This window comes from Aquimarina litoralis (assembly GCF_039523995.1).
Lineage (GTDB): Bacteria > Bacteroidota > Bacteroidia > Flavobacteriales > Flavobacteriaceae > Aquimarina > Aquimarina litoralis.
Genome location: NZ_BAAAGE010000002.1, coordinates 501,214 through 526,829, shown reverse-complemented (window position 1 = coordinate 526,829; position 25,616 = coordinate 501,214). Strand labels below are relative to the sequence as shown.

Sequence of the window (25,616 nt, the reverse complement as noted above, 5' to 3'; positions counted from 1 at the left end):
ATTTATTGAATTTTTTTAGCTAATAATTCTTTTACTTCTTTTTGAAGATATTCTTTGTAGGTTACCTCACACTGTTTTCTCTTTTCTTTACCATTAAGATAAGATTTTACGGCCATTTTATTGTTACCAAGAAACGTAATCTCTATATATGGAGTGTCTTTATGTAAGCCATGTCTTCTAGATCTTGATAAAATAAAAAACCATAAAGATTGTCCTGCCCTTAGTTCTTCATCGAGCCCTAATTTTCTCATTTCTTTAATTAATCTTAAAGCATCCTGTCCATTTTCGCTCCAACTACCAGAAAAATCACCGTAATATTTTTCGATCAAATTCCAACTCTCAATAAATTCACCTTTTACTCCTTCTCCCTTTTCGTAATATTCTGCAACTATACCAAACGTTATTTCAGGGAACTGAACTTTCATTTTAGAAGGTACAGATTTTTCATATACCCAACTTAAAAGAATTTCTCCAAGTTTTTTTATATCATCACTGAGTATTTCGAAGATAGTACAATCATCCCATTCGAAAATACATCGATATTTTTTCTCATACCCGTATCTAATTACAACACAACTTCTTTCATCATCTTTAAATAAAAGATTAAGTTCTGAAAACATTGGTTCTGGATCTGGTATAAGTGAATTCTTTTCTAACCGAAGTAATTCAGGATGATACTTATTTAACTCAATTCGTAATAGTTCTAATTCTTTACTCATTTCAATTTAAACCATTTTGATATTCTTCCATTCACTTTAGTTTTAGCAACCATTGATGCGTTTTATAGGTAATTGGTGAAGAATTTCCATCACTTCTTTCGAAAATATTTACTAATAAATGATTCTTGCCAATTAATTTAATATTACTGGTAAATAACCAAGCCCTATCATGATCAATATCTAAGAGTTGATATCTTGTAATTTCTTTTACATCTGAATCTATAATTCTTAAGATTCCAGAGTTTTCGAAAATGATGTCATTGTTTTGCATAAGAATAGGTTCTGAAGCATTGTAAGTTGTTAGTTTAGCACCTTTTTCTATGGATCCATCCATATGAAGTTTTACAACATGCGATTGTGTTGGAATAGACCGATCCTGTTCAATTACTCGAATATTATCAAGTTTATCCACTACATAATGACCATAACTATTCCATTTTTGTACCTTCTCACCATCCTGATTATAAAGCCATGACTTGAAGATTCCATAACCTTCTAAACCAATAATAAACATACCATTGGACAATGGTTTTCCTTCACTTCCTTTAATTTCTTTTATAATTATACCTGCATCCAAATCAATGATAATTTCAGGACCTAAATATCCCCATGCATGAAAATGTTCGGTATTCGTTGTTAAAAGAATACGGTTTTTAGATTGCCAAGCTTTGTTTGGAATACCAGGACAAATGATGGGATGCTCCCAAAGATCATCACTATGAATATTATGAAGATTAATTTCTCTACCAGTAGCATATAGTCTTAAGGAATTATTTAGATATAAAGCATCTCCTAGGTTAGACCGGGACTCTCTAACCTTAGTTTTCACACCATCGACAACTTGATATTCTAATATTTGCAGTGTATAGTTACTCATGTTCCCTTTGGTGCATTATAGTAAATCAATTATAATTCAAACAATATCTATTCTCGTTGTTTTTTTATCTTTTCTCTATGTGCATAATATAACTCCGAACATTGATCCGCGAATCCAAAATACACTTCATCATTAAAGTCTTCTAGATATATTTTATCAAAGTACATTTTTGTTTTTATCGAAGGAATTTTAACAAGTTCTCCTTCATTATTATTGGCTGTCATATCATAATAATGCCAATTACCTATATAATCACTCGTTAATAGATTAACACTAGACTCTCCACTTCCATCATTCGCAGCATTACCAAATTCATATCTGCTCATGCCAATCAATCTGATTTTTCCATTTTTTTTGTCATACCTAAATTGGTTAGAATATCCAGCACGCATCCAATGATTTTCGAAGTAAAATCCATTTCTTGCATCTTTTATAAAAGATTGTTCATTTAAGATGTCAATTGGTTTACTTTCTATTTTTTCAAATTGGATACTGGATAAAAGACATACAATCGTGGATTTATCAGGATCAATATAGACGGTATCCTCTACTCCGTCAAAATCTATATCCTTTTGTAATTTATCTTGGCCAACCAAGTTAAAACTATTTAGAAGGATAGTTATTAAAAAAAGATATGTTTTCATAGGAGATTTTGGTTTTTAAAATATAATTATCCAACTTTTCGTAATACTGCTAATGGTGGACTTTGGAGTACACTTCTTATATTGCTCAATCCAATAGCTAGTACTACTAATACGATTGCTGGTAAAAAGACCATAAACGGAATTCCGGAAGGCACAAATGGTTCTTCAAACAATAAGGTAGCTAACAATTGACTACTAATTAATGATAATAAAATCCCTGCTAAACTGCCTAATATTCCCAAATACAGATATTCCAAAGCAGTGATACGAAGTATCTGTTTACTTTTAGCACCAAGTGTTCGTAATAATACACTTTCTTTAATACGTTGATATTTACTGGTACGTACAGATCCAATTAGTACAATCAATCCTGTGAGGATACTAAAAAATGCCATAAAATTAATGACCCAAGAGATTTTTTGTAAAATATCCTCAATCACTGTATAAATTTGTCTGAGATCAAACACTGTCACATTCGGAAATTTACTAACCAACTGTTGTTGTAATGAAGCGGATTTATTAGTGTCTGGAACATATGTAGTTAATACGTGAAACTGTGGAGCTTGTTCTAAGACTCCTTTTGGAAAAACAACCATGAAATTTAGTTGTAATCGGGTCCAATCGACTTTTCGAATGCTACCAACAATCGTTTCCATAAGGACTCCTTGAATATTAAATACGACCTTATCACCTAATCCTATTTGTGCATCTTTAGCCAAACCTTCGGAGATAGATATCATAACATCTTCACCTGATTCAATTTCTTTTATCCATTCTCCTTCTACAACAGTTTCAGAAGCTATCAATGAATCCCGAAAAGTAGTTCTAAACTCATGATTCAAAACCCATTCTCTGATAGTGGATGTAGTATCTTTCCTAATATCATTAGTTGCTATTCCTTTAATCTTTTGCATTCGCATCGTAACGATAGAAAGATTATTCAAAACCTCAGAATTATTCTCTTCCAGAGTATTTATGGCTGCTTCACGTTGTTCTGGTTGTATATCTACCAAAATAAGATTTGCCTGATCTGCACTATTGTCTAATTGTGTTTTGGCCAATAAAATATCTTTGGTAAAATACAACGTACTAATTAAAAAAGTTCCTAATCCAATCGCTAAAATCAAAACCATTGTTTGATTATTAGGTCTGAAAAGATTTAATAGACTTGTTCTGGCTGTAAATCCCCAAGAAGCTGGAAAATAACGCTTAATAGTTTTTATAAATAAGACAGAAATACCTGCTAGAATAGCAAAGGTCACAAAAACCCCCATTACAAAAGCCGCGGCAAATTTAAGGTCACCAAAGATCCAAATTCCAAAAAGTAACACGAATATAATAATTGCTCCAAAAGCAACTATTTTTGTTTTTCTGGATCGTACAGCTGGTTTTTCGGATATTCTCAGTACTTCTAATGGTGATACATACCATGTCCCTAACAACGGTAAGAGCGCAAATAATACGGACATAAACATTCCCAATAATAATCCCATGATAATCGGTTGAGGCGCTGTTGTAATTTCAATATCAAATGGCAAAAACTCTTGTAGTAATTCTGGTAATGCATACTGCAAACCGATACCTATTATTGCACCTACAAGACCACCAATCAATCCCATTATCGCAATTTGTATCAAATAAATCAAAAAGCTCTGCTTTCTGCTTGCTCCAATACATTTTAGTACAGCTACATCGGTTAATTTTTCTTTAATGTAGATATGGACTGAACTGGCAATACCAATACAACCTAGCAATAATGCAATAAAAGCCGCTAGATTTAGGAATCTACCTAAATTATCATAGCTACGACCGATTTGTCTACTGCTACTGGTATGCGTGTCTAAATCTGCATTTTCATCATCTAAAATTGGATCTAAAACTTTTTCCAATTCATCTAGATCTTTGTCTGGATCTACAAAAAAGTATTGATATTCTTTTCTGCTTCCTACCTGTAATAATTCTGTTTTCTCTACGAATCTATAAGGAATCAATACTGTTGGTGCTACGCTTGTTCCGATTCCAGAACTACCTGGCATTGAATTGATTGCTCCAATGATTGGAAATGTAATTACTCCTAATTTAATAGAATCTCCAGCTTTTAGATCATATTGTAATAATACTGTAGCATCCACAAGAACACCTCCTTTTTGTTGATAGGTATTAGCGGCATTTTCTGGTGTTGTTTCTAAATCTCCATAAAATGGAAAACTACCTTCCATTCCCCTCACACGAACTAATTTGGCTGCTCCATTTTTAGGAAATGCCGCCATAGACGGGAAATTAACTTCATAGGCATCAGGGACCAATGAATCTATGATACTTTTTACTTTTTCATTTGGTTGTTGTCGGCTATCTATGATGTAATCAGCTCCTAATAAGGATTTCGATTGCCCTTGAATATTTTGCTTTAAATTAGTACTAAATAATTGTATTGATACCACTGCAGCAATTCCTAAGATAATAGAAGCCATAAACAATAATAACCTAGAAATACTTGCTCTCCCATCTCTCCAAGCCATTTTGAATAACCACAAAGAACCAGCTTTTGAATATATAGATTCTCTATTCATTACAATGCTGTTTTCTCGTTGCTAATGACCTTTCCTCCTTTTAATCGCAAAATCTGTTGAGTTCTATTCGCTAAATCTAGATCGTGAGAAATAATAACTAAAGTAGTACCAGCTTCTTTATTAAGTTCAAAAAGTAATTTTATTACTTTCTCTCCCGTTTCTTCATCTAGATTCCCGGTAGGTTCATCTGCAAATAGTATAGACGGAGATGTGGAAAAAGCTCTAGCTAACGCTACTCGTTGCTGTTCACCTCCCGAAAGTTGTGATGGATAATGATCAAAACGATCTCCCAAACCAACTTTTTTCAGGAGTTCTATACCTATTTTAGAAGCATTTTTAGCTCCTTGTAATTCTAAGGGTACAATTACATTTTCTAATGCTGTTAAGGTAGGTAATAATTGAAAATTCTGAAATATGAAACCTACCTCTTTATTTCGTAATTGTGCTCTTTGATCCTCGTCTAATTCTCCTAAATTTTGTCCGCATAACTCTATAGTACCAGAATCCGGCTGATCCAAACCAGCACAAATACCTAATAAAGTAGTTTTACCACTTCCAGAAGGACCAACAATAGAGAAAGTAGCTCCTTGTTCCACATCAAAGGATATGTTATGTAAAACCGTTAGTTTTTTAGAACCGCTATTATAAGTCTTCTCTAGCTCATGGATCTTTAATATCTTTGACATAGTATTTTTTTAGAAATGATAAACACGAAAAATAAGCAAATGATTTTAGATTTATTCGCCGACTATAAGTCGATTTCCTTAAAGTTTTGTTATTTTTTAGTAATAAGTATTTTCCTTTCATGTGGCAAGGATACTTCCAAAACCAGACCTACAGAAACATCCAAAAGTACTGAAAATACAAGTACAGAGAATCCAATAACATCTTCTAAAACTATTCTATGTTTTGGAGATAGTTTAACTGCTGGATATGGTTTGGATGATGTCAATGAGGCATATCCGGCTTTGCTTCAAGCCAAAATTGATTCTTTGGGATTAAATTATACCGTAATTAATTCGGGATTAAGTGGCGAAACTAGTGCTGGAGGCAAAAGTCGTATTGATTGGGTCCTAAAACAGCCTGTGGATATATTTCTTTTAGAATTAGGTGCTAATGATGGATTACGTGGTGTACCTTTATCAGAAACTAGAGCAAATCTTCAAGCGATCATTGATGCGGTAAAACAGAAAAATACTGAGACTAAGATCATTCTAGCAGGAATGCAACTTCCTCCTAATATGGGACCAGAATACACCACAGAGTTTAAAACGATATTTCCTGAATTAGCAAAGAAGAATAAGCTATCTCTTATTCCTTTCCTTCTAAAGGATGTAGGTGGTATAGCAGCGTTAAATCAAGCAGACGGAATTCACCCAACCACTGAAGGACAAAAGATCCTTGCGGATAATGTCTGGGAAATAATGAGGGATGTATTGCAATAGTTCTACATCGATATGTTTTACTCTATTTTAAGTGAAAAGATTTGTTACTTAGATCTTCTTTTTGGTTAAAATACTATTAAGATTTGTTCTAATAATACATTCATAATACTTTCTTCAGGTTTTAGAAACATAGACTGTGAAACTACTTGTATATTTACAAATTCGAATCACATGTTTAAAATTCTATGAAAAAGAAACTAATTATCTTAGGGCTCATTTTAATTACAAATTGTGTTGTTTTTGCACAAGACTTAGTGCAGTCTGGGCCTATGGTTGGATACTCCACAATGCGCGAAGTATTGCTATGGGTACAAACTACAAAAGCTGCAGAAGTACATTTCGAATATTATGACAAAGCACAACCAAAACAACGTTTCAGCACTCAAAAATATACTACAACATTCGATAAAGCATTTGTAGCTAAACTCATTGCAGATCAGGTGTTACCTGGTAAAAAATATGTTTATGAACTGTTTGTGAACGGGAAAAAGGCGCAAAAAAACTATCCGTTGGAATTCCAATCACAAACCTTATGGCAATGGAGAACAGATCCTCCAGAAGTTAATTTTGCCATAGGAAGTTGTAGTTATGTAAATGAAGAGCGTTTCGATAGACCGGGTAAAGGATATGGTAGTGAATATGAGATTTTTGAATCTATTCATAATAAGAAACCGGATTTTATGCTATGGTTAGGAGACAATACATATTTAAGAGAGGCTGATTGGAACTCGAGAACTGGTTTTTTACATCGATATACACATACACGTTCTTTACCAGAATTACAGCCCTTATTAGCCTCTACTCATAATTATGCCATTTGGGATGATCATGATTACGGCCCCAATAATGCAGATGGAAGCTTTGCAATGAAAAATACTGCTTCAGAAATATTTAAACTATTTTGGGGAAATCCAAATTATGACGTCATAAATAAGGGTGGAATAACGGGCTATTTTGAATGGGCGGATTTGCATTTTTTTCTACTAGACAATCGCTACTATAGAACTTCAAATAATAATTATACAGGAGAAAGAGAAATGCTAGGTAAAGAGCAGATAGACTGGTTGATAAACGCGCTATCTTCAAGTAATGCTCCATTTAAATTCGTAGCTGTTGGTGGACAGGTTTTAAACTCAGAAGCCATGTATGAAAACTATGCCATCTTTGCCAAAGAGCGAGAATATCTATTAGAAAAAATACGAGAAGCTAAAATCGAAGGTGTAATTTTTTTAGATGGAGATCGACATCATACTGGTTTGAGTCGTATGAAAGAAAGCAATGATGTATATCCATTATATGATCTTACTTGCTCTTCTCTTACTGCGGGATCTAATAATAATCAAGAGAAGCTAAATGTCTATAGATTAAAAGAAACAATAGTTGGACAACATAACTTTGGAATATTAAACGTTTCTGGTCCCAGAAAGGAGCGTGTGCTAAAGATAAACATCTTTGATACTAATGGTAAGGAAATCTGGACAAAAGAAATTAAAGCTACTGATTTAAAGTATAAGTAATTACGATAAAAAACGGATAAACATGTTTTTATAACACACATATTTATCCGTTTAAACTTTATTTATTTCGTAGATAATTATTTAAACGTTTCCGTTAATAATTCTTGTAAACTATTCCAGGATTTTTCATCCGCTTCTGCATCATATGCTAGTGGTAAATTGAATTTTTCTGCATTTTCATCGGCTGTTTTAGAGGTAAAACTATGTTTTACACCAGGATATGAAATGTATTCATAAGTAGCTCCAATGGAATCCATCGCATTTTTAAAAACAGTTACAGTTTCTTCTTTTATAAAAGGATCATCAGCTCCATTACACACTAATACTCTTGCTTTTAATTTATCGTTAGGCATTATGGGAAGGCTTACACCACTATGAAAAGCTGCTACGGCATCTAAGTCAGCTCCGCTATTAGCCATAGTTAATGCAACACTACCACCAAAACAATATCCTATCGCTGCAATTTTTTCGCCATCTACAGATTCATGTTTTTTTAATAAATCTATAGCAGCATTAAAACGTGCTTTTGCTTCAGGTAAGTTTTTCATAACGTTGCCGGCAAACTTACCAGCATCATCAGGATGTTCTGCTAATTTTCCATCACCATACATATCAATAGCAATAGCTGTATATCCAAGGCTTGCTAACATATCAGCACGTTCTCTAACATATTCATTATGCCCCCACCATTCATGAATAACCAATATCCCAGGCCGCTTTTCTTTATTGTTTTCATTAAAAGCGATATACCCTTTTAAATTTGTAGAATCAGAAGCATACGTTACCTCTTCTCCTTTTACTTGTATTGTTTTAGAATCAGGTTCTTTAGAGACTTTTGTTACAGATTCTTCTGAAGTTTCTGTTTTAGAGCTTTCTTGTTGTTTACAGGAAATTAGACAAACAAAAGATAAACATACAGTTAATGTTAGAATAGTAAAACGTTTCATAGGTGAGTTTTATTTAGTTTATTAAATATACTAATTATAGTACGTTAGACTTAGTTAAAACTAACACAATTCCAAAGCTATTGATAAAAATATTCTTAAATAAAGGCTTGGTGCATCAAGATGAAAGTAATAGTTTAATTACCTCGGAGTAATAAAAAAAGCTGCATTTATTAATGCAGCTTTTTATCTCTATTTATTATAATAAGAATCTATTGTTGTAAAATCATTCGTTTCGTTTGTACCCCCTTATCTGTTTGTAATTTGTAAAGATATACTCCATTACTCATTCCTTCTAAATTAATTTGGAATTCATATTTCCCTGGAGTTTTAGTAGTTTCATTAATTGATTTTACTAACTGTCCACTTAGTGTATACACCTTTAAACTTACGGATGATTGTTCTTGTAATATGTATTGTATATTAGTCGTACCCGCAAATGGATTAGGATAATTATTTAATAGTACTGCACCAGTATCAAACTCATCCACTGATAATACCGAAGCACAAGAAGGTGCAGTATCCGTAGTACTAAAATATATAGTAAAGTCACCAGATTTCGAAACCATCACAAAATTATCACCATCTGTAGTTACATAATAATCTCCATCAAAGCCTTGAATTCCTGTACCACTTAACGTTGCTTCTGGAGCATCTTGCTTAAATGTTTGTGTTAAATTATCACGTAAATCCGTCCAAACACTAACTGCGCCGAGGGATTGAATAGAAAACTGATACAGCCCATCATTTGTAAGATTCCAGTTGATATCAAACTTGTGATTACTTAAATCTGGTCCATTTTCACCTAAAACAAAAATATCTCTATAAGAACCAATCAAGGTTGGTAAAGCTTCTGCATTTGGAGTATCAAAAGGACAAATAACACCAACACAATCCGGATCTTCTACTAAATCAATAGTCTGAGTATTACCACTACTGAAAGATCCATCACTTACGGTAAGTGTAACATTTGCACTCGTTAATCCACTGTAAGTATGAGATACTTCTACACCTTCTGCAGTTGTTCCATCCCCAAAATCCCATGTATAGGTTAATGCATCACCATTAGGATCATAAGAATCGGCTGCGCTAAAATTAACTTCAGATCCACCACAACGACCATTATCACTTGTAAAAATAGCTACTGGAGGTGTTGGTTCATTAGTAGCACCAAAATCGATGTCACTCGTAGAATAGAATGCTTCTGGAGTAAGAGATCTCTGCCAAATACTATATAAAACATGTTTCCCTGTTCGCGCAGGTAAAACAATATCAATGTTATCTGTTTCTGATGCCGGTCTGGGTCCGGTTTCTACTAAAAGCTCTAAACTATCCCACGTTAATGGCATATTAGGATTCCAATCACTTTTAGTGATATAAACTCTGTAATATAATGTTTCATGAGGAGCTGTATTGGTCCAGGTAACTGTTAATGGTCCTGGAGTAACAGAAGTCGCTACCCAATCATCACGTACCTGATCTAAGCCTCCATATTTATCTGGACGTCCTGCACTGGCTAAATTTCCATCCATAATAATGTCCATATGCATACCACCTGCATCCATTCTTGCTACTTCATTCCAGTCATATAATGCTTGCGTTCCCCATCCGATAACAGCATCCTGACAAGCTGGAGAATCAGGACTTTCAGGATTTTCCTGAAAACAAGTGTATACTCTACTTGGAGGATACGTCACTGTACCATGTGTAAGTACAGATTGGAAGGGGACAAAAAAAGTTGCAATAAGCAACATACTTTGCCAAGGTATTGGCGTTAAGTATTTTTGTAGGTTCTTTACAAGTTTTTGTAAATAACAATTGGAGTTGTTAAGATTGTTCATTGTGTAGTATGTGTTAGTTCTTAAGTAATTGATTTGGTGACAATTTAAAATTGGGTAACCAAGATTAAACTTCAATTTTAACAATATTTTTACAGTTAATAAAGTTTTAAAGTTGAATTAAAAAAACAATAGCATTTCCTGTTAACAAATTGTTAATAGTATTACAAAACGGAATGCTATAAAAGCGATAATAACCTTAAAACACATCTTTTGTTAGAGTATACTTTAATAAAAAAGCAACTCTACAATTAATGAGAGTTGCTTTTTATTTAGAATATCCCCTAGTCTTTATGAGACTAGGTTTTTCTTATAATTTTCATCTTTTTTGATCATATTAATTATCAATTAACCCTTGACCTTCGATCCATGGAGCACCTGCTTGTTTTAAACTTTTTTCTATCGTTGGAATGCTATTATCCATTTCATTTTTCAATTTTATTTTTATCTGTTGTAATTGTTTATTCGCACGATTAAATGCAGCTTTTTGATTTCCTGTAGGGCCATAAGTACTAGACAAAGCCATAAATGCAATACGATTGGCATCATTTGGAGTTGGATTAGATTTTTCTCCAATTTCATCTTTTACAGGATTACCACTCAATTCTTTTTGAATCGCCAACAGACGTAATCTAACCTTATTGATTTGTTGTAACAATGCATCGTTAGAAGCTTTGGTCTTGTTAGCAGCTCGTTTCATCGCTTTAATTTTCTGTATTTGACTTGTCATTTCTATATTAGTAGCAGTCAGATCTTGTTGAAAAGCAAAAACCTCTTCTCTAAATTGGTTCATTTCTTCAAAAGACTTACGAGGTAAAGCACCGTCATACATTGGTACAACTTTAAATTCTTTTGGCCCTTGTAGTACAATAGTAACTCCATCTACACGTTTTACCAAAGTTGCTGTATATGTTCCCGGTGTTGCCAAAACACCAATTCTGTTACCAAAACCTCTATTATTACCTCTTTCCCGAAGCCTTTCTCCTCGTTTATTAGGGTAATCTAACTTCCAGTTAACACGATTAAATCCTTTATTATTAGTTCCTTTTACGGTATTGATTAAATTTCCTGTAGCATCCTTAATAAGTAACATAATGGCTGGTCCCTCCTGATTCTTCTCTTTTTCTAAAGCATCCCAACTAGGAAAATCCGTATTCTTCTTCTCTCTTTCTTTTCGAACATCTTTTAAAGATTTGAATTTATCTTTTAGATAATACGTAAAGCGTGCTCCATATGCAGGATTAGGAGCTATATACTCGGCATCTCCTTGGCTTCCTACTCTACTTGAAGGCTTATACCATAATGCTTCTTTTATCGGAAATAATGTAGCTTCGGTAGATGTCACAGCAGGATCAAAATTACGTAATGGTGTAATATCATCTAATACAAAGAATCCTCTACCAAAAGAAGCTCCTACCAGATCATTTTCTCTCCTTTGAATAGTAAGATCTCTAAATGATATTGTTGGAACTCCACCTTTTAATTGTATCCAATTTGTTCCGCCATTATAGGTGAAGTAAATTCCATATTCAGTCGCAGCGAATAACAGGTTTTTATCAACATGATCTTGTACCAATCTCCAGATTAATAGACGATTTGGTAAATCTCCGTTGATTAGATTCCAAGTGTTACCTTTGTCTGTACTTTTAAGTATGTATGGTTTATAATCTCCATATTTATGATTGTCTACAGCTGCATATACTACATTAGCATCATATAAATCAGCACGTACATCATTCACAAAAGGTACATTACCAAGTCCTTTTACTGTATTTAAATTAAACTTTCTCCAGGTTTGACCACCATTTTCGGTTGTTTGAATAATTCCGTCATCAGTTCCTGCATAAATTAATCCTTCTTGTTTAGGTGACTCAGCCAAAGAAGTAATTGTATTGTAGTTAGACATAGCATATATATCCCATGCATTATCCCAGCTTTGTTGCTTTCCATAATACGGAATTGTAATACGCTCTTGGTTTAAGGTTAAATCCTTTGAAATTGCAGTCCAATCATCTCCTCTATTTTCAGAACGCCATACGCGTTGCGAAGCAAAATACAAACGCTTTGGATTATGTGGGCTTACTAAAATTGGTGCATCCCAGTTAAAACGTTCAAAAGGATCTCCTTCTGCTGGTTGCGGTTGAATAAAAACAGTTTCTTTGGTTGTTTGATCAATTCGCCAAAGTGCTCCTTGTTGAAATTCTCCATAAGTGATATTAGGATTACCCGGTTCTATAGCAGATTGGTGTCCGTCCGCTCCTAATGTTTTCCACCAATCTGAATTGGCGATTCCATCAGAACTCATAGTTTGTGAAGGTCCTCCATGCGAACCATTGTCTTGAGTACCACCATAAATTTTATAAAATGGTTTGGAGTCATCAACCGCTAATTTAAAATATTGAGTTATCGGAAGATTTCTAATAAATTTCCAACTTTTGGTAAGATCAAAACTTTCGTATAAACCTCCATCTGTACCAAATAACACGTAATTTGGATCTGATGATTTAAATGCCATTGCATGACTATCTACATGTTTGTTTTTCTCGTTCATGGTATAAAATGTTTTTCCATGATCATCAGAAATCTGAACATAATTACTCATAAGAAATAACTTCCCTTCATGATGTGGTGACGCATATAATTCTTGATAATAATGAGGTCCTGTACCACCTGAAATAGCATCCGATTGTTTTGTCCATGATGCTCCTCTATTGGTAGACATAAATAATCCTCCTTTTCTTCTATCTAATTCAATTGCAGCATAAATTACATCAGGGTTAAATGGAGAAATTGCCAAACCTATTTTACCAAGATTAGAACTTGGAATTCCACTGGTTAGTTTTGTCCAAGTTTCGCCTCCATCCGTACTTTTGTGTAGACCAGAACCAGGACCACCTCCTAAATATCCAGCAACTGTACGATGTCTTTGCCATGTAGCAGCATATAAAACATCTGGATTTCTTGGATCAATTACTAAATCTGTTGCTCCAACCCACTCGCTATCTCCTAATGTTCTTTTCCAAGAAACTCCACCATCAGTAGTTTTATATACTCCACGTTCACCTCCTGCAGTCCATAATGGTCCTTGAGAAACAGCCCATATAATATTCGAGTTTTCTGGATGAATTACAATCTTAGAAAGATGTTCTGATTTTTTTAAACCCATATTTTTCCAAGTAGCTCCATCATCATGACTTACATAAATACCATCACCAAAAGCTACATGACGTCCTCCTACATTTTCTCCAGTACCTACCCAAATAGTATGCGGATTATTTGGATCTATAGCAATAGCTCCAATAGAAAAAGATTTTTGTTTATCGAAAATTGGTTTCCAAGTAGTACCAGAATTAGTAGTTTTCCAGACACCACCAGAACCAACAGCTATATACCATACATTTTCATTATCAGGGTGAATTGCAATATCCGCAATCCTACCAGAAGTAAAAGCGGGTCCAATGTTTCTAAATTTTAAACCGTTAAAGGTTTTGTCATTTACTTTTTGAGCCTCTAGTGAGATTGTAAAAATCATCACGACCCAGACAAGTCCTAGTTTTAAGATTGAATTCATTTTTTAGAGTTAGTATATTAAGTTGATTTGTATACGTATATGATGATATTATTATTAAAACATATCTTGTTTATACCTTTTGACAAGTGTGATCTGACTTATGTGTAAACAACGAATGTTTGTGATAGATATTTATACAACAAAAATGGTTAATATCCTGCTGCTTGACCATCTTTCCGACTTTCTGAAGCACCGTGATACACTTTATTCTTGTCGTCCCATAAAATTGCCTGATATCCTCCATAAACACCTCTTGCTGTTCCTATTCTATGTCCTTTATCCATTAGGCCTCTAATTGTAGTGTATGGTATACCTGATTCTGTTCGGATAGTTCCTGTATTTTCTGTAGTTTGTCCCATTGGGCTTGCTCCACCAGTATGATCCCATCTAGGAGCATCACCAGCTTCTTGCAAGTTCATTCCAAAATCTATAAGATTCATTACGATTTGTGTATGCCCCATAGGTTGAAAATCTCCTCCCATTACACCAAAACTCACAAATGGTTTTCCATCTTTTGTTACAAAAGCAGGAATAATGGTATGAAAAGGTCGTTTTCCAGGCTCATAAGTATTTGCCTGACCACGTTTCAAACTAAATAACTCACCTCTATCTTGTAACATGAAACCTAATTTCGGAGGAGCCATTCCAGATCCCATCCCTCTGTAGTTACTTTGGATTAGTGAAATCATCGTCCCATCTTTATCTGCAACCGTCATGTAAATTGTTTCTCCTGCCGAAATTTCACCGGCGTTATATTTTCCTGCACGTTTGCCAATCTCCGCTCTTCTTTTGTTGGCATACTCTTCCGATAAAAGTTGCGAAACAGGCACATCGTAAAAATCCATATCAGCATAATGCTTTGCACGATCTTCAAAAGCGAGCTTCTTTGCTTCTGTAAATAAATGTAGATGTTCCGTACTTCCGAATTTTATGTCTGAAAAATCAAATCCATTTAAAATCTGTAACATTTGAAGAGCAGCAATACCTTGTCCATTTGGTGGTAGTTCCCAAACATCATAACCTCTATAATTTATAGATACTGGATCTACCCATTGCGATTTGTGATCTGCTAGATCTTTTGCGGATAAAAATCCCCCTTGTTCTTTAATGAACTTACCAATAGTTTTTGCAATGTCTCCTTTATAAAAAGCATCTCTACCACCTTCAGCAATTTTTCTATAGGTATTTGCTAAATATGGATTTTTATAAATTTCACCTTCGTTAGGTAGGCTTCCTCCGTTTTGATTGATATATGTGTCTTTTATATTTGGAAAACCTTTGGATTCAAAGAATGGAATACTTCTCTGCAGATACCAAGCTATCAATTCTGTTAAGGGAAATCCACTTTCTGCATAACTAATTGCAGGTGCCAAAATTTCTGACATTGGTTTAGATCCAAATTTATTATGTAGTTCGAACCATCCATCCACAGCTCCTGGAACACTTACTGGTAAAGCTCCATGGGATGGAATTTTATTCATCTTTTGTTTCTCAAAATATTCTAATGTTAATCCTTTTGGTGATCTTCCACTAGCATTTAATCCATATAGTTTTTTAGTTTTTCCGTCCCAAACAATTGCAAATAAATCACCACCAATACCGCATCCTGTAGGTTCCATCAGTCCCAAAGCAGCATTTGCAGCAATAGCTGCATCAATAGCATTTCCTCCTTTTTTAAGGATATCTAAACCAATTTGAGTTGCTAATGGATGACTGGTAGCAACCATTCCATTTTGACCTAATACTTCGGACCGCGTAGCAAAAGGTTCACCAGTAATTCGATCTTGAGCAATTGAAATTTGAGTTACAAAAAAAAGTAAGAAAAGCGTGTAAAGAGAGTTTTTCACAAACATAAATTTTAGTGTTATTCTAAAGAGTAAATAGATGATGATGTGAAAAATACTAAATAAGCAATGATTAAAAGCTCAGTAAGAGAATTTTATGATTTTTTTAAAACACATTATATGTAATAAAGACATGCCAATAGAACATAATGCCTTGTAGACATTAAAACAAAGTAATGACAAAAACTTATGCAAATCTATTTCTATATTTACTGGGATTTATTCCTTTTATTCTTTTAAACATCCGATTAAAATAAGAACGGTTTGTAAATCCACATGCTAAAAACACTTCTTTTAGATTATACATAGGATTTGCAAGTAACTGTGTGGCTTTTTGAATACGTTCTTCGTTAATAAAATCCGTTGGTGAGATACCCATTTCTTGTTTGAACACTTTATAAAAGTGACTTTCACTCATACAAGCTTCCTTACTTAGCTCTTTTATGGTTAGAGGATTACAAATATTGTCTCTAATATACTGAACCACATAAGCCAATCTATAATCGCTTGCCAATTCTTTGGTTTTTGTTTGAAAGGTCTTACGAGTATCAACCTGTAGTATTCGAATTATCAATTCCTGGATCATATTGGAAACAAAAGAATCTTTTGCAGGATGATTTTCAGTATACAAATACACTAAACGTTGTAATATCTGATAAATACTTTGATCATTAGTGAAGTGAAAATTATAATCTAATATATTCCATTCATTTCCATCTGGTCTGGTCATGCATTCATTCATTAAACGAATAACACTCCTTAATCGTTCCTCTCCTATTTCCATAGCTAAGCACCGAGTTGGATTATCTTCCTGAGCTTCTGGAAAGTCAATACTCATCAATTCATTTGCAGGTAGTATTAAAGATTCACCCGGCAAGAACTCAAAAGAAGGTTTATCTCGTAAATGCATCACCTTCTTTCCTCTAAACATACTTGCCAAAACAGGAGTAGTAAACTGAAGTTGTACCATTTCTGCTCTGGAATGTGTTTCGAAGATATGCATAGCAGAGTCTTCTAAAATATATGAGGTTTGATTTTCTACCAGATCTACTAGCTTTCTAGATTTATAAAAGGAATCAGACAATTGCATTGCTAAAATTATAGATTTAACAAGATTTTTATAGTAATTCTAATGATACTATATTAAAGATAATGATTTTCTGATGATAATTTACTTATTCATAGAATTGTTCATATAGTTCATAGAATTGTTCAACTATTTTGACAATGAACAAAGTATCTTGAATACACATAACAAATAATCTTAATTTATTACTATGGGCACTGTAAGTACTAACGAAAAAATGGCTTTTAAGAAGCCTCAGTTCAAAAACCAATATGATAATTATATTGGAGGTAAATGGACATCTCCTGTTAAAGGTGAATATTTTGAAAACATCTCTCCTGTGGATGGCAATAGTTTTACAAAAGTAGCTAGATCTACAAAAGAAGATATCGATCTTGCTATCGATGCAGCATGGGAAGCCGCTCCTTCATGGAATAATAGTTCGGCTACCGAGCGAAGCAATATGCTCCTTAAAATTGCTGATATTATGGAGCAAAATTTGGAATTATTAGCAAGAGCTGAAACTTGGGACAATGGAAAAGCATTACGAGAAACGATGGCTGCAGATTTACCATTAGCGGTTGATCATTTTAGATATTTCGCCGGAGTTATTAGAGCAGAAGAAGGCTCCGTAAGTGAGTTAGATGCTTCTACAATATCTATGAATGTGAAAGAACCTCTTGGAGTAGTTGGTCAAATAATTCCATGGAATTTCCCACTACTTATGGCTACCTGGAAAGTTGCGCCTGCTTTGGCTGCAGGTAACTGTGTTGTTTTGAAACCAGCAGAGCAAACTCCGGTAGGCATTATGATTTTACTAGAACTTATAGAAGGTATTCTACCTCCTGGAGTTCTTAATGTGGTTAATGGTTTTGGAATAGAAGCTGGTAAGCCTTTAGCTTCAAGTTCAAGAATTAATAAAATCGCTTTTACAGGAGAAACCACAACTGGACAGTTGATCATGCAATATGCTAGTAAGAATATTATTCCAGTAACACTAGAATTGGGTGGTAAAAGTCCAAATATCTTTTTTGAAAGTATCATGGACGCAGATGACGCATTTTTTGATAAGTGTTTAGAAGGAGCCGCTATGTTTGCTCTAAATCAAGGAGAAGTTTGTACCTGTCCTTCGAGAATATTAATTCAGGAAAGTATTTATGATCAGTTTATAGAACGTGTCATTGAACGCGTAGAAGCTATAAAATTAGGACATCCTCTTGATCCTACCACTATGATGGGTGCACAAGCGTCTAATGATCAATATGAAAAAATCTTAAATTATATAAATATTGGTAAAGACGAAGGTTGTGAAATACTTACTGGTGGTGAGGCTGCTTATAATGAAGGTTTAGAAGGTGGTTACTACATTCAACCCACTTTATTAAAAGGAAATAATAAAATGCGCGTATTCCAAGAAGAAATCTTTGGACCAGTTGCATGTGTAACAACTTTTAAAGATGAAGCGGAGGCATTAGAAATTGCTAATGATACCTTGTATGGACTTGGTGCTGGTGTATGGACTAGAGATACGCATCAAGCATATCAGATTTCTAGACAAGTACAAGCGGGACGTGTTTGGGTAAATTGTTATCATTTGTATCCAGCACACGCTCCATTTGGAGGCTATAAAAAGTCTGGAATCGGTAGAGAAACACATAAAATGATGCTTGATCATTATAGACAAACTAAGAACATGCTCATTTCTCATGACAAAAATGCTTTAGGGTTTTTCTAATATGGTTGAACGTGTTTTAATAACAGAAGAAGCGAAGCGGATCATTAATTCTCTGCGAGAAAAACATGGTCCGCTCATGTTTCATCAAAGCGGTGGTTGCTGTGATGGTTCTTCTCCTATGTGTTTCCCAAAAGGAGAATTAATGCTTAATGATACGGATGTATATTTAGGAACGATACATGATTGTGAATTTTATATGTCAAAAGATCAATTTGAGTACTGGAAACATACACAATTGACTGTCGATATTGTAAAAGGAAGAGGATCGAGTTTTTCTTTAGAAATTCCTTTGGGAATTCGATTTGTGATAAAATCAAGAATATTTACCGAAGAGGAAATAGCTGTACTAAGTCCTATAAGCTAAAAATTCAGCATATATATCCAAAGGTAGTTTTTACAAAATGTTTTTTATAAAATTCTCTTTATAAGCTCTACCTAAAGGTATTATGCTATGATTTGATAAAAAGATTTGATTTCCAGATACCTTTTCAATTTTAGAAGTATTGATAATGTAAGATTTATGAACTCTTATAAATTTAGTATTAGGTAATAGTTCTTCCCAGTGCTTTAATGTTTCTGAAGAAACGTGTTTTTTATTAATTGTATGTAATTCTGTATAATCTGCGTCTGATATAATGTGTATAATTTCGTCAATCAAAATCCGTACGTAATCAAATCCTACTTTGATATATAATTCCTGTATATCTGTGGTAAGAGAATTTTGATTATCTAAAAATGTATGATCATGTTTGGATTTTACCTTAGCTACTGCTTTAACAAACCGTTGGAATGAAAATGGTTTTAATAAATAGTCAACTACATCGAACTCATAACTTTCTAATGCATAATCAGGAAAAGCGGTAGTTAATATGACTTGTGGAGGATTAGCTTGGGTTTTAAGAAAATCAATTCCAGAGATTTTAGGTAAATGAATATCTAAAAAGATAAGATCGATTTTCTGTGATTTCATGAGAATCATGGCTTCTATAGCATCGGTAAATGCACCAACTAATTTTAGAGTGCCAATATCTTCAATGTATTTTTTAAGGATACGTTGAGCAGGTAATTGATCTTCTATGATAATACAATTCATTTGTTATTTAGCGTTTTTTAGATCAATAGTTAGTTCAACTTTATACTTTTCTTGATTGGAATTTATCACCAATGTATGAAGTTTTGGATACATAATCACAAGCCTTTTTTTAACATTCTCTAAACCTATACCACTATCCAAGTTATTTGTATTGCTTTCTGACTTAAAAGTATTAGTACAGGTAAAATGAAGCAGTCCTTTTTCTGTTACATTCAGGTTGATATCTATTTCAATACCCTCCGTTTGACTAGAACCACCATGTTTAAATGCATTTTCAACAAAAACTACTAATATTAATGGTGCAATTCTGAAATTTGATTGCACTATTTCTTTTGTAAAGCTAACATTTCCTCGTCCTTCAATTTGTAATCGTCCAAGATTAATAAAATTTTCTAATTGCTCTATTTCTTTTGAGAGCGAAACATATTCAGACTTACATTCATACAACATATATCGTAATACACCCGATAGTTCTAAGATAATTTCTGGTGTTCTCGGTGACTTCTCGATAGCATAGGAATATAAATTATTCAAGTTATTGAACAGAAAATGAGGATTGATCTGAGATTTCAAAAATTGCAACTCACTTTCTTTAACAGAATCTCTTAGTTCTTTTACCTCTTTCTGTTGAATAAGAGCGTCCCATCCAAATTTAAAACCTGCTAAAATAGATAAGGTTGGTAGTGTACCCATGAGATTGAAAACTATCCCTAAAAATCTAGTTCCTCTTGTATCTGGAAAATATATTTTTTCCAAAATCTCCTCTTCTATAAAAATAACACTGGCCACAACTAAAGAAACATAGAAAGCAAATTTTAAATAAGCGCCTGGATATAAAAACTTTGGAAGTAATATATAATTTATGATCAAACCAGCGATCACAAAATTTAGGAAAAAGACATACTGATAAAATTGAATTTCTGGATTACGTCTGTCAAAAGAGTAAAAAGTAAATACAACAACGTGTAGTATTAACTGAAACCAAACTTCTTTATTCAAAAATGTACTTTTCATAGTGTCATTTACTATCTAACAAAGATAGTCTTTTGTATTCCTAACATAAGAACTACTACTCTAATCCACTTAAAATATACTGCAAACAACAATTCCTAGCGGATAAATGAATATTCTGTCGTTTACAGGCTTATAATAGTTGTTTATCCAAATTGATTTTTATTCATTGTAACTTCTGCTTTCCTTTGATAAAAAAAAGCGCAATGTTATCAGAAGTAAAATTGAGGTTTGTTCTTATTCTAATGTTATATACAGGTGTTATCTGGTCTCAAAATGGTGAAATTCAAATTACTGGCTTACTAGTAGAAGCAGAAACTGGACAGCCCATTCCATACGCCACCGTTGTTTTAAACTCTAAGAGCACTAAATCAACCATTGCAGGCGCAATAACGAATGATGATGGTTATTTTGACTTAAAAACTGTAGAAAACGATTTTTACTTGGAGATTAGTTTTATTGGTTTTAAAACGTTACAAGTAAAAAATTATACCATATCACAAAATAAAGTAGATTTTGGCACTATAAAGCTTTATCAAGATAGTCAAATGTTAGATGAAGTTGTGGTAAGAGGTGAAGTTTCTAAAACTGAATTTAAACTGGATAAACGTGTTTTTAACGTTGGGAAAGATCTAAGTACTGCTGGAGCAAGTGCGTTGGAAGTTCTTAATAATGTACCTTCTGTTAATGTGAACATTGAAGGAGAAATTAGTCTGCGTGGTAGTGGCGGAGTTCAAATACTTATTAATGGCAAACCCTCAGTGTTAGCTGATGAATCTAGTAATGCCTTGGGAACTATTACTGCAGATATGATTCAAAGTATTGAGGTAATTACCAATCCTTCCGCTAAATACGAAGCTTCCGGTACATCGGGAATTTTAAATATTATTTTAAAGAAAGAAGAGAAAAAAGGATGGAATGGTTCAATATCCCTTAATACGGGTATTCCCGATAATCATAATGTAGGTGTTAGTCTAAATCGTAGAACAGAAAAGTTTAATTTGTTTACTCAAATAGGCGCTGGTTATCGTTCGTTACCAAGAGAAAATGAAGCTATTAATAGAAATTTAGAAAATAATGAAGTAATATTTAGTGATGGAGAAAATTTTAGAAATGAAACCTTTTTTAATGTTACACTAGGAACGGATTATCATGTAAATAAGTACAACGTTCTTACCTTATCTGGAAATTTGGCCTATGAAATAGAAGATCAACCATCGGAAACCAATTTTAGCTTTTTTGATACCAATAATGATTTAGTATCTCGCTGGATACGAAATGAAGATACAGAAGCCACAAACCCCAAGTGGCAATATGAATTTAATTGGAAAAAACAGTTTAAAAGCCATAAAGACCATACTTTTCAATTAAGTGCTCTAGGAAGTTTCTTTGGAAAAGATCAATCTTCGCTATTTGTAGATACTACGCTCGAAGGTTTGGATGTAGATAGTGATCAACGAACTTCTACTAATTTCCAACAAGCTGATTTCACATTCAAAGCAGACTATACCAATCCATTAAGCAAGGAATATACCGTTGAAGCTGGTGTACAATATGTTATAAATGATGTAGGGAATGATTTTGAAGTAGAAGACTTAATTGATGGAACTTATGTCATAAATGAAAGCTTAACCAATGATTTTGAATGGGTTCAAAAGGTGGTGGGGATTTATGCTACTGGAGCTTACGAAAATGAAAACTGGGGTGTAAAAGCTGGTTTACGAGCAGAAAATACAGATATAGGAACCTTATTAGCGAATACCAACGAAAGTAATTCACAAAACTTCACAAATTTCTTTCCTAGTTTTCATACTTCCTATACGTTTAGTGAAAAGTTTTCATTACAAGCAGGGTATTCCAAACGAATCTTTAGACCACGTCTAAGAGACTTAAATCCTTTCTTTAATATTAGAAACAATTTTAATATCAGAACCGGTAACCCTGACCTACAACCAGAATTTACCAATTCATACGAATTAACGAGTATTTATAAAATCGGTAAAGCTAGTATGAGTTCTAGCTTGTACCATCGTTATACTACAGATGTGGTAGAAACTGTATCTACTTTTATCGACAATGTAAATTTTACTACACCCGAAAACATTGGTACAAATTCAACTATTGGCTTCGAAACTAATGGAAAATATAGTCCTACTAAATGGTTAACTTTTACAGGTGATTTCAATTTTAATTATTTTGATCGTAAAGGGTCTTTTGAAGGACAAGTATTTGATTTTACAGGAAATCAGTGGTCTACTCGATTAGGATCAAAAATTGGATTTCCTGCAGATATTGATGTTGAGCTTAATGGAAATTATAGATCTAGTTTTGAAACCGTACAAGGAAAACAAAGTGGATTTGCTTTTCTGGATATAGGAATACGTAAAAAAATACTAAAAGGGAAAATAGTGGCTAATCTTGGTATACGAGATGTGTTTGCTTCCAGAATTCAGGAGCGTTTCGTAAACCAACCTACTTTTGAAACCTATAACTTTGGAAGAAGAGGACGCTTTTTTACTTTCGGATTGAGTTATGCATTTGGAAAAGGAGAAGCTGTAACCTATTCTGGTAGAAGAAGATAATACAAAACAAAATCGCTTGCTGTTCTCAATTGATTAATCCTAATAGAATTAGGCTATTAGATGTACACGATTTTTCCTATCTTTTGAAAAATTAAGATTTGTGAAAAAAAGCCTAACATATTATCTAACAATCGCAGTTTTAAAACTAAAAGGCATAAAGAAAAGCTTTAGTCAAGATCCAGTCGCTTATCAAACAATTAGAAAAGAAGATGTTCATAATCCGAAAGGAAGTTTTTTTAAAAAAAATATCACCAAACAATTTAAAGTTTCTGATTCTACCATAACAGAAATAACCAATAATAACAACACTGATAAGCTACTTATTTTTATCCATGGTGGTGCTTTTATTTCTGGTCCAGCGAAACATCATTGGGATTCAATAAAAACGATCGTACAAAGAACAGATTACAAAATATGGATGTGTAATTATCCTAAAGCTCCAGAATCTGATATTAATGAAATATCAAATAATATAGATGCTGCTTATAGTGCTGCACTACAAGATCATAAATCTAGTCAAATCACTTTTATTGGTGATTCAGTGGGAGGAACCTTAATAATATCATTAATACAAAGGTTAATTTCTAAACAGCTGCCACTACCCTACCAGATTCTTTTAATATCGCCAGTAATGGATGCCACGATGTCTAATCCCGAAATTGATAAAATTGATCCAATAGACCCCATGCTTTCTAAAGTTGGTATTTTAAGTTCAAAAAAGATGTGTGCAAAAAATATTGATCTTAAAGACACTATGATTTCTCCTATATATGGAAGTTTTAAAGGTTTTCCTAAAACTGTGTTATTTCTAGGAGAATATGATATTATGTATCCAGATGAAAAATTAGCACTGGAGAAAATGAAACAAGCTTCTATTGATATACAAGCATTTGAAGGAAAAGAAATGCCACATATATGGCCATTACTTCCTGTGATGAAAGAAGCTAAGCAATCGTTACACCAAATAATTCAAATATTGAATGAGAATAATCCCAATTAATATTTGAACTTTTTATTTAAGTTTAACACCCTTTAATAAGATGCTCTCTCGAAATAATCCAAGAGTATATTGCCTAATTTTTCTCCAAACATAGAGTTTGTAAACAATACGTAGCCAAATTTCTTTTCAACATCCATCATATACCAAGAAGTGAATCCATCATTGGAACCACCATGAAAAAAGCTATTTTGATAAGTCCCACCTGCAGTCATAAAACCTAAACTATAATATAACTTAATTCCACTAGGTAACGTAGTGATGGTAGAATGAGGTTTTAACAACTCCTGATAACTTTCTTCTTTAAGAATCTTCTTATTCATAACCCCTATCATCCATTTAGAGAAATCTATAGGTTCTGATCTAATGGAAGCTGGCGCCACAAAAACACCTTTATCTTTTTTATACCAATAGTCTTCTTGCCAATTGATCCATTTACCATCGCTATTATAAGGTTCAGCTTTATATTTTAACGCATACTCATCTTCTATAAACGTTGTATGCTCTAAACCTAAAGGTACAGCTATTCTCTCTTGGAAAACTTTTTCTAATCGATCCCAATTTGTATTTTCAATATGCTTCAAAACCATCGCCAAATAATGGTAAGCTTCTCCAGAATATCCATAATCTGTACCAGGATCAAATTTTATTTTTAACTTTTTATCCTCCTCATTTTCTCTCCAATTAGGAAATCCAGATTGATGACTTAATACAATGCGGGCTGTTATTTGTTTATACCTTTCGTCATACGCTATATCATCATAAGGTAAATATTCGTATAAAGGTTTATCTAGATCTAATTTGCCTTCTTCTACATACGTCATTACAAAGGTGGCAAATACAGATTTAGACATGGAAGCACCTTCAAAAATTGTTGTTTTGGTTACAGGGATTTTCTTTTCCAAATTTGCGTACCCGAAGGTTTGATGATGTACTACTTCTGCATTATTGATTATTGCTATAGAAAGTCCAGGGATTTTTAATGAATCCATTTGAGAAATCAGAAAAGAATTCAAAATTTCAGTAGTAAGATCAATGTCATTTAAATTCTTAATACTTTTCTGGGATTGACAAACAGATGAACCTGACAATAAGATTATTGTCAGTTGTAATAACATTTTTGTTCTCATTTTTTGATTATTGATTTGATGAATGATTTTTTC

General features: G+C 33.4%; 19 protein-coding genes. 6 read left to right on the top strand and 13 right to left on the bottom strand.

Annotated elements, in window-relative coordinates; all coding sequences use genetic code 11:
- Positions 1-2 precede the first annotated feature (2 nt).
- From ABD077_RS11230 to ABD077_RS11210, 5 genes are read right to left on the bottom strand one after another with little or no spacing between them, the layout of a single operon-like run.
- A complete protein-coding gene (locus ABD077_RS11230) occupies positions 3-719 on the bottom strand; it encodes a hypothetical protein (RefSeq protein WP_343912401.1) in 717 nt (238 codons plus the stop codon).
- A gap of 31 nt (positions 720-750) precedes the next feature.
- Positions 751-1,596, bottom strand: coding sequence for a hypothetical protein (locus ABD077_RS11225; protein WP_343912400.1), 846 nt, complete (start codon positions 1,594-1,596; stop codon positions 751-753).
- Between the two features lie 47 nt (positions 1,597-1,643).
- A complete protein-coding gene (locus ABD077_RS11220) occupies positions 1,644-2,240 on the bottom strand; it encodes a hypothetical protein (protein ID WP_343912399.1) in 597 nt (198 codons plus the stop codon).
- Positions 2,241-2,266: 26 nt separating this feature from the next.
- Positions 2,267-4,810: an ABC transporter permease gene (locus ABD077_RS11215; protein WP_343912398.1), complete on the bottom strand. Its 2,544-nt coding sequence runs from the start codon at positions 4,808-4,810 to the stop codon at positions 2,267-2,269.
- The gene (locus ABD077_RS11210; protein ID WP_343912397.1) at positions 4,810-5,496 is read right to left on the bottom strand and encodes an ABC transporter ATP-binding protein; all 687 of its coding nucleotides are present in this window, start codon (positions 5,494-5,496) and stop codon (positions 4,810-4,812) included. Before ABD077_RS11210 ends, ABD077_RS11215 begins: the two co-directional genes overlap by 1 nt.
- A gap of 15 nt (positions 5,497-5,511) precedes the next feature.
- Between ABD077_RS11210 and ABD077_RS11205 the strand changes: the two genes are divergently transcribed.
- Both ABD077_RS11205 and ABD077_RS11200 read left to right on the top strand, forming a co-directional pair.
- Positions 5,512-6,255, top strand: coding sequence for an arylesterase (locus tag ABD077_RS11205; protein WP_425545861.1), 744 nt, complete (start codon positions 5,512-5,514; stop codon positions 6,253-6,255).
- Between the two features lie 185 nt (positions 6,256-6,440).
- Complete coding sequence (locus ABD077_RS11200) at positions 6,441-7,772, top strand: alkaline phosphatase D family protein (protein ID WP_343912395.1); 1,332 nt, start codon at positions 6,441-6,443, stop codon at positions 7,770-7,772.
- Between the two features lie 77 nt (positions 7,773-7,849).
- Here ABD077_RS11200 and ABD077_RS11195 read toward each other — a convergent pair whose 3' ends face one another.
- The 5 genes from ABD077_RS11195 to ABD077_RS11175 all read right to left on the bottom strand — a co-directional run bounded on the left by ABD077_RS11195 (position 7,850) and on the right by ABD077_RS11175 (position 17,059).
- A complete protein-coding gene (locus tag ABD077_RS11195) occupies positions 7,850-8,719 on the bottom strand; it encodes a dienelactone hydrolase family protein (protein ID WP_343912394.1) in 870 nt (289 codons plus the stop codon).
- 209 nt (positions 8,720-8,928) lie between these two features.
- Positions 8,929-10,557 (bottom strand): lytic polysaccharide monooxygenase, encoded by a 1,629-nt coding sequence (locus ABD077_RS11190; RefSeq protein ID WP_343912393.1) that lies wholly within the window; start codon positions 10,555-10,557, stop codon positions 8,929-8,931.
- 334 nt (positions 10,558-10,891) lie between these two features.
- The gene (locus ABD077_RS11185) at positions 10,892-14,125 is read right to left on the bottom strand and encodes a WD40/YVTN/BNR-like repeat-containing protein (RefSeq protein WP_343912392.1); all 3,234 of its coding nucleotides are present in this window, start codon (positions 14,123-14,125) and stop codon (positions 10,892-10,894) included.
- A 149-nt stretch (positions 14,126-14,274) separates the two neighbouring features.
- The gene (gene ggt / locus ABD077_RS11180; protein ID WP_425545860.1) at positions 14,275-15,978 is read right to left on the bottom strand and encodes a gamma-glutamyltransferase; all 1,704 of its coding nucleotides are present in this window, start codon (positions 15,976-15,978) and stop codon (positions 14,275-14,277) included.
- Positions 15,979-16,156: 178 nt separating this feature from the next.
- Positions 16,157-17,059 carry an AraC family transcriptional regulator gene (locus ABD077_RS11175; protein ID WP_343912390.1) on the bottom strand — a complete coding sequence of 301 codons (903 nt, stop codon included), beginning with the start codon at positions 17,057-17,059 and terminating at the stop codon, positions 16,157-16,159.
- 187 nt (positions 17,060-17,246) lie between these two features.
- Between ABD077_RS11175 and ABD077_RS11170 the strand changes: the two genes are divergently transcribed.
- A complete protein-coding gene (locus ABD077_RS11170) occupies positions 17,247-18,770 on the top strand; it encodes an aldehyde dehydrogenase family protein (protein ID WP_343912389.1) in 1,524 nt (507 codons plus the stop codon).
- 1 nt (position 18,771) lies between these two features.
- Positions 18,772-19,134, top strand: coding sequence for a DUF779 domain-containing protein (locus tag ABD077_RS11165; protein WP_343912388.1), 363 nt, complete (start codon positions 18,772-18,774; stop codon positions 19,132-19,134).
- A 30-nt stretch (positions 19,135-19,164) separates the two neighbouring features.
- On the opposite strand, the gene ABD077_RS11160 is transcribed toward ABD077_RS11165, so the two are convergent.
- Positions 19,165-19,863 carry a LytR/AlgR family response regulator transcription factor gene (locus ABD077_RS11160; protein ID WP_343912387.1) on the bottom strand — a complete coding sequence of 233 codons (699 nt, stop codon included), beginning with the start codon at positions 19,861-19,863 and terminating at the stop codon, positions 19,165-19,167.
- 3 nt (positions 19,864-19,866) lie between these two features.
- On the bottom strand, positions 19,867-20,877 hold the full coding sequence (locus ABD077_RS11155; protein WP_343912386.1) for a sensor histidine kinase: 1,011 nt from the start codon (positions 20,875-20,877) through the stop codon (positions 19,867-19,869).
- A gap of 203 nt (positions 20,878-21,080) precedes the next feature.
- Here ABD077_RS11155 and ABD077_RS11150 point away from each other — a divergent pair, with 203 nt between their 5' ends.
- Entirely contained in the window at positions 21,081-23,456 is a 2,376-nt protein-coding gene (locus ABD077_RS11150) for a TonB-dependent receptor domain-containing protein (RefSeq protein WP_343912385.1), read from the top strand.
- A 55-nt stretch (positions 23,457-23,511) separates the two neighbouring features.
- Positions 23,512-24,456, top strand: coding sequence for an alpha/beta hydrolase fold domain-containing protein (locus tag ABD077_RS11145; RefSeq protein ID WP_343912983.1), 945 nt, complete (start codon positions 23,512-23,514; stop codon positions 24,454-24,456).
- 32 nt (positions 24,457-24,488) lie between these two features.
- On the opposite strand, the gene ABD077_RS11140 is transcribed toward ABD077_RS11145, so the two are convergent.
- On the bottom strand, positions 24,489-25,583 hold the full coding sequence (locus ABD077_RS11140) for a serine hydrolase domain-containing protein (protein ID WP_343912384.1): 1,095 nt from the start codon (positions 25,581-25,583) through the stop codon (positions 24,489-24,491).
- Positions 25,584-25,616: the final 33 nt, after the last annotated feature.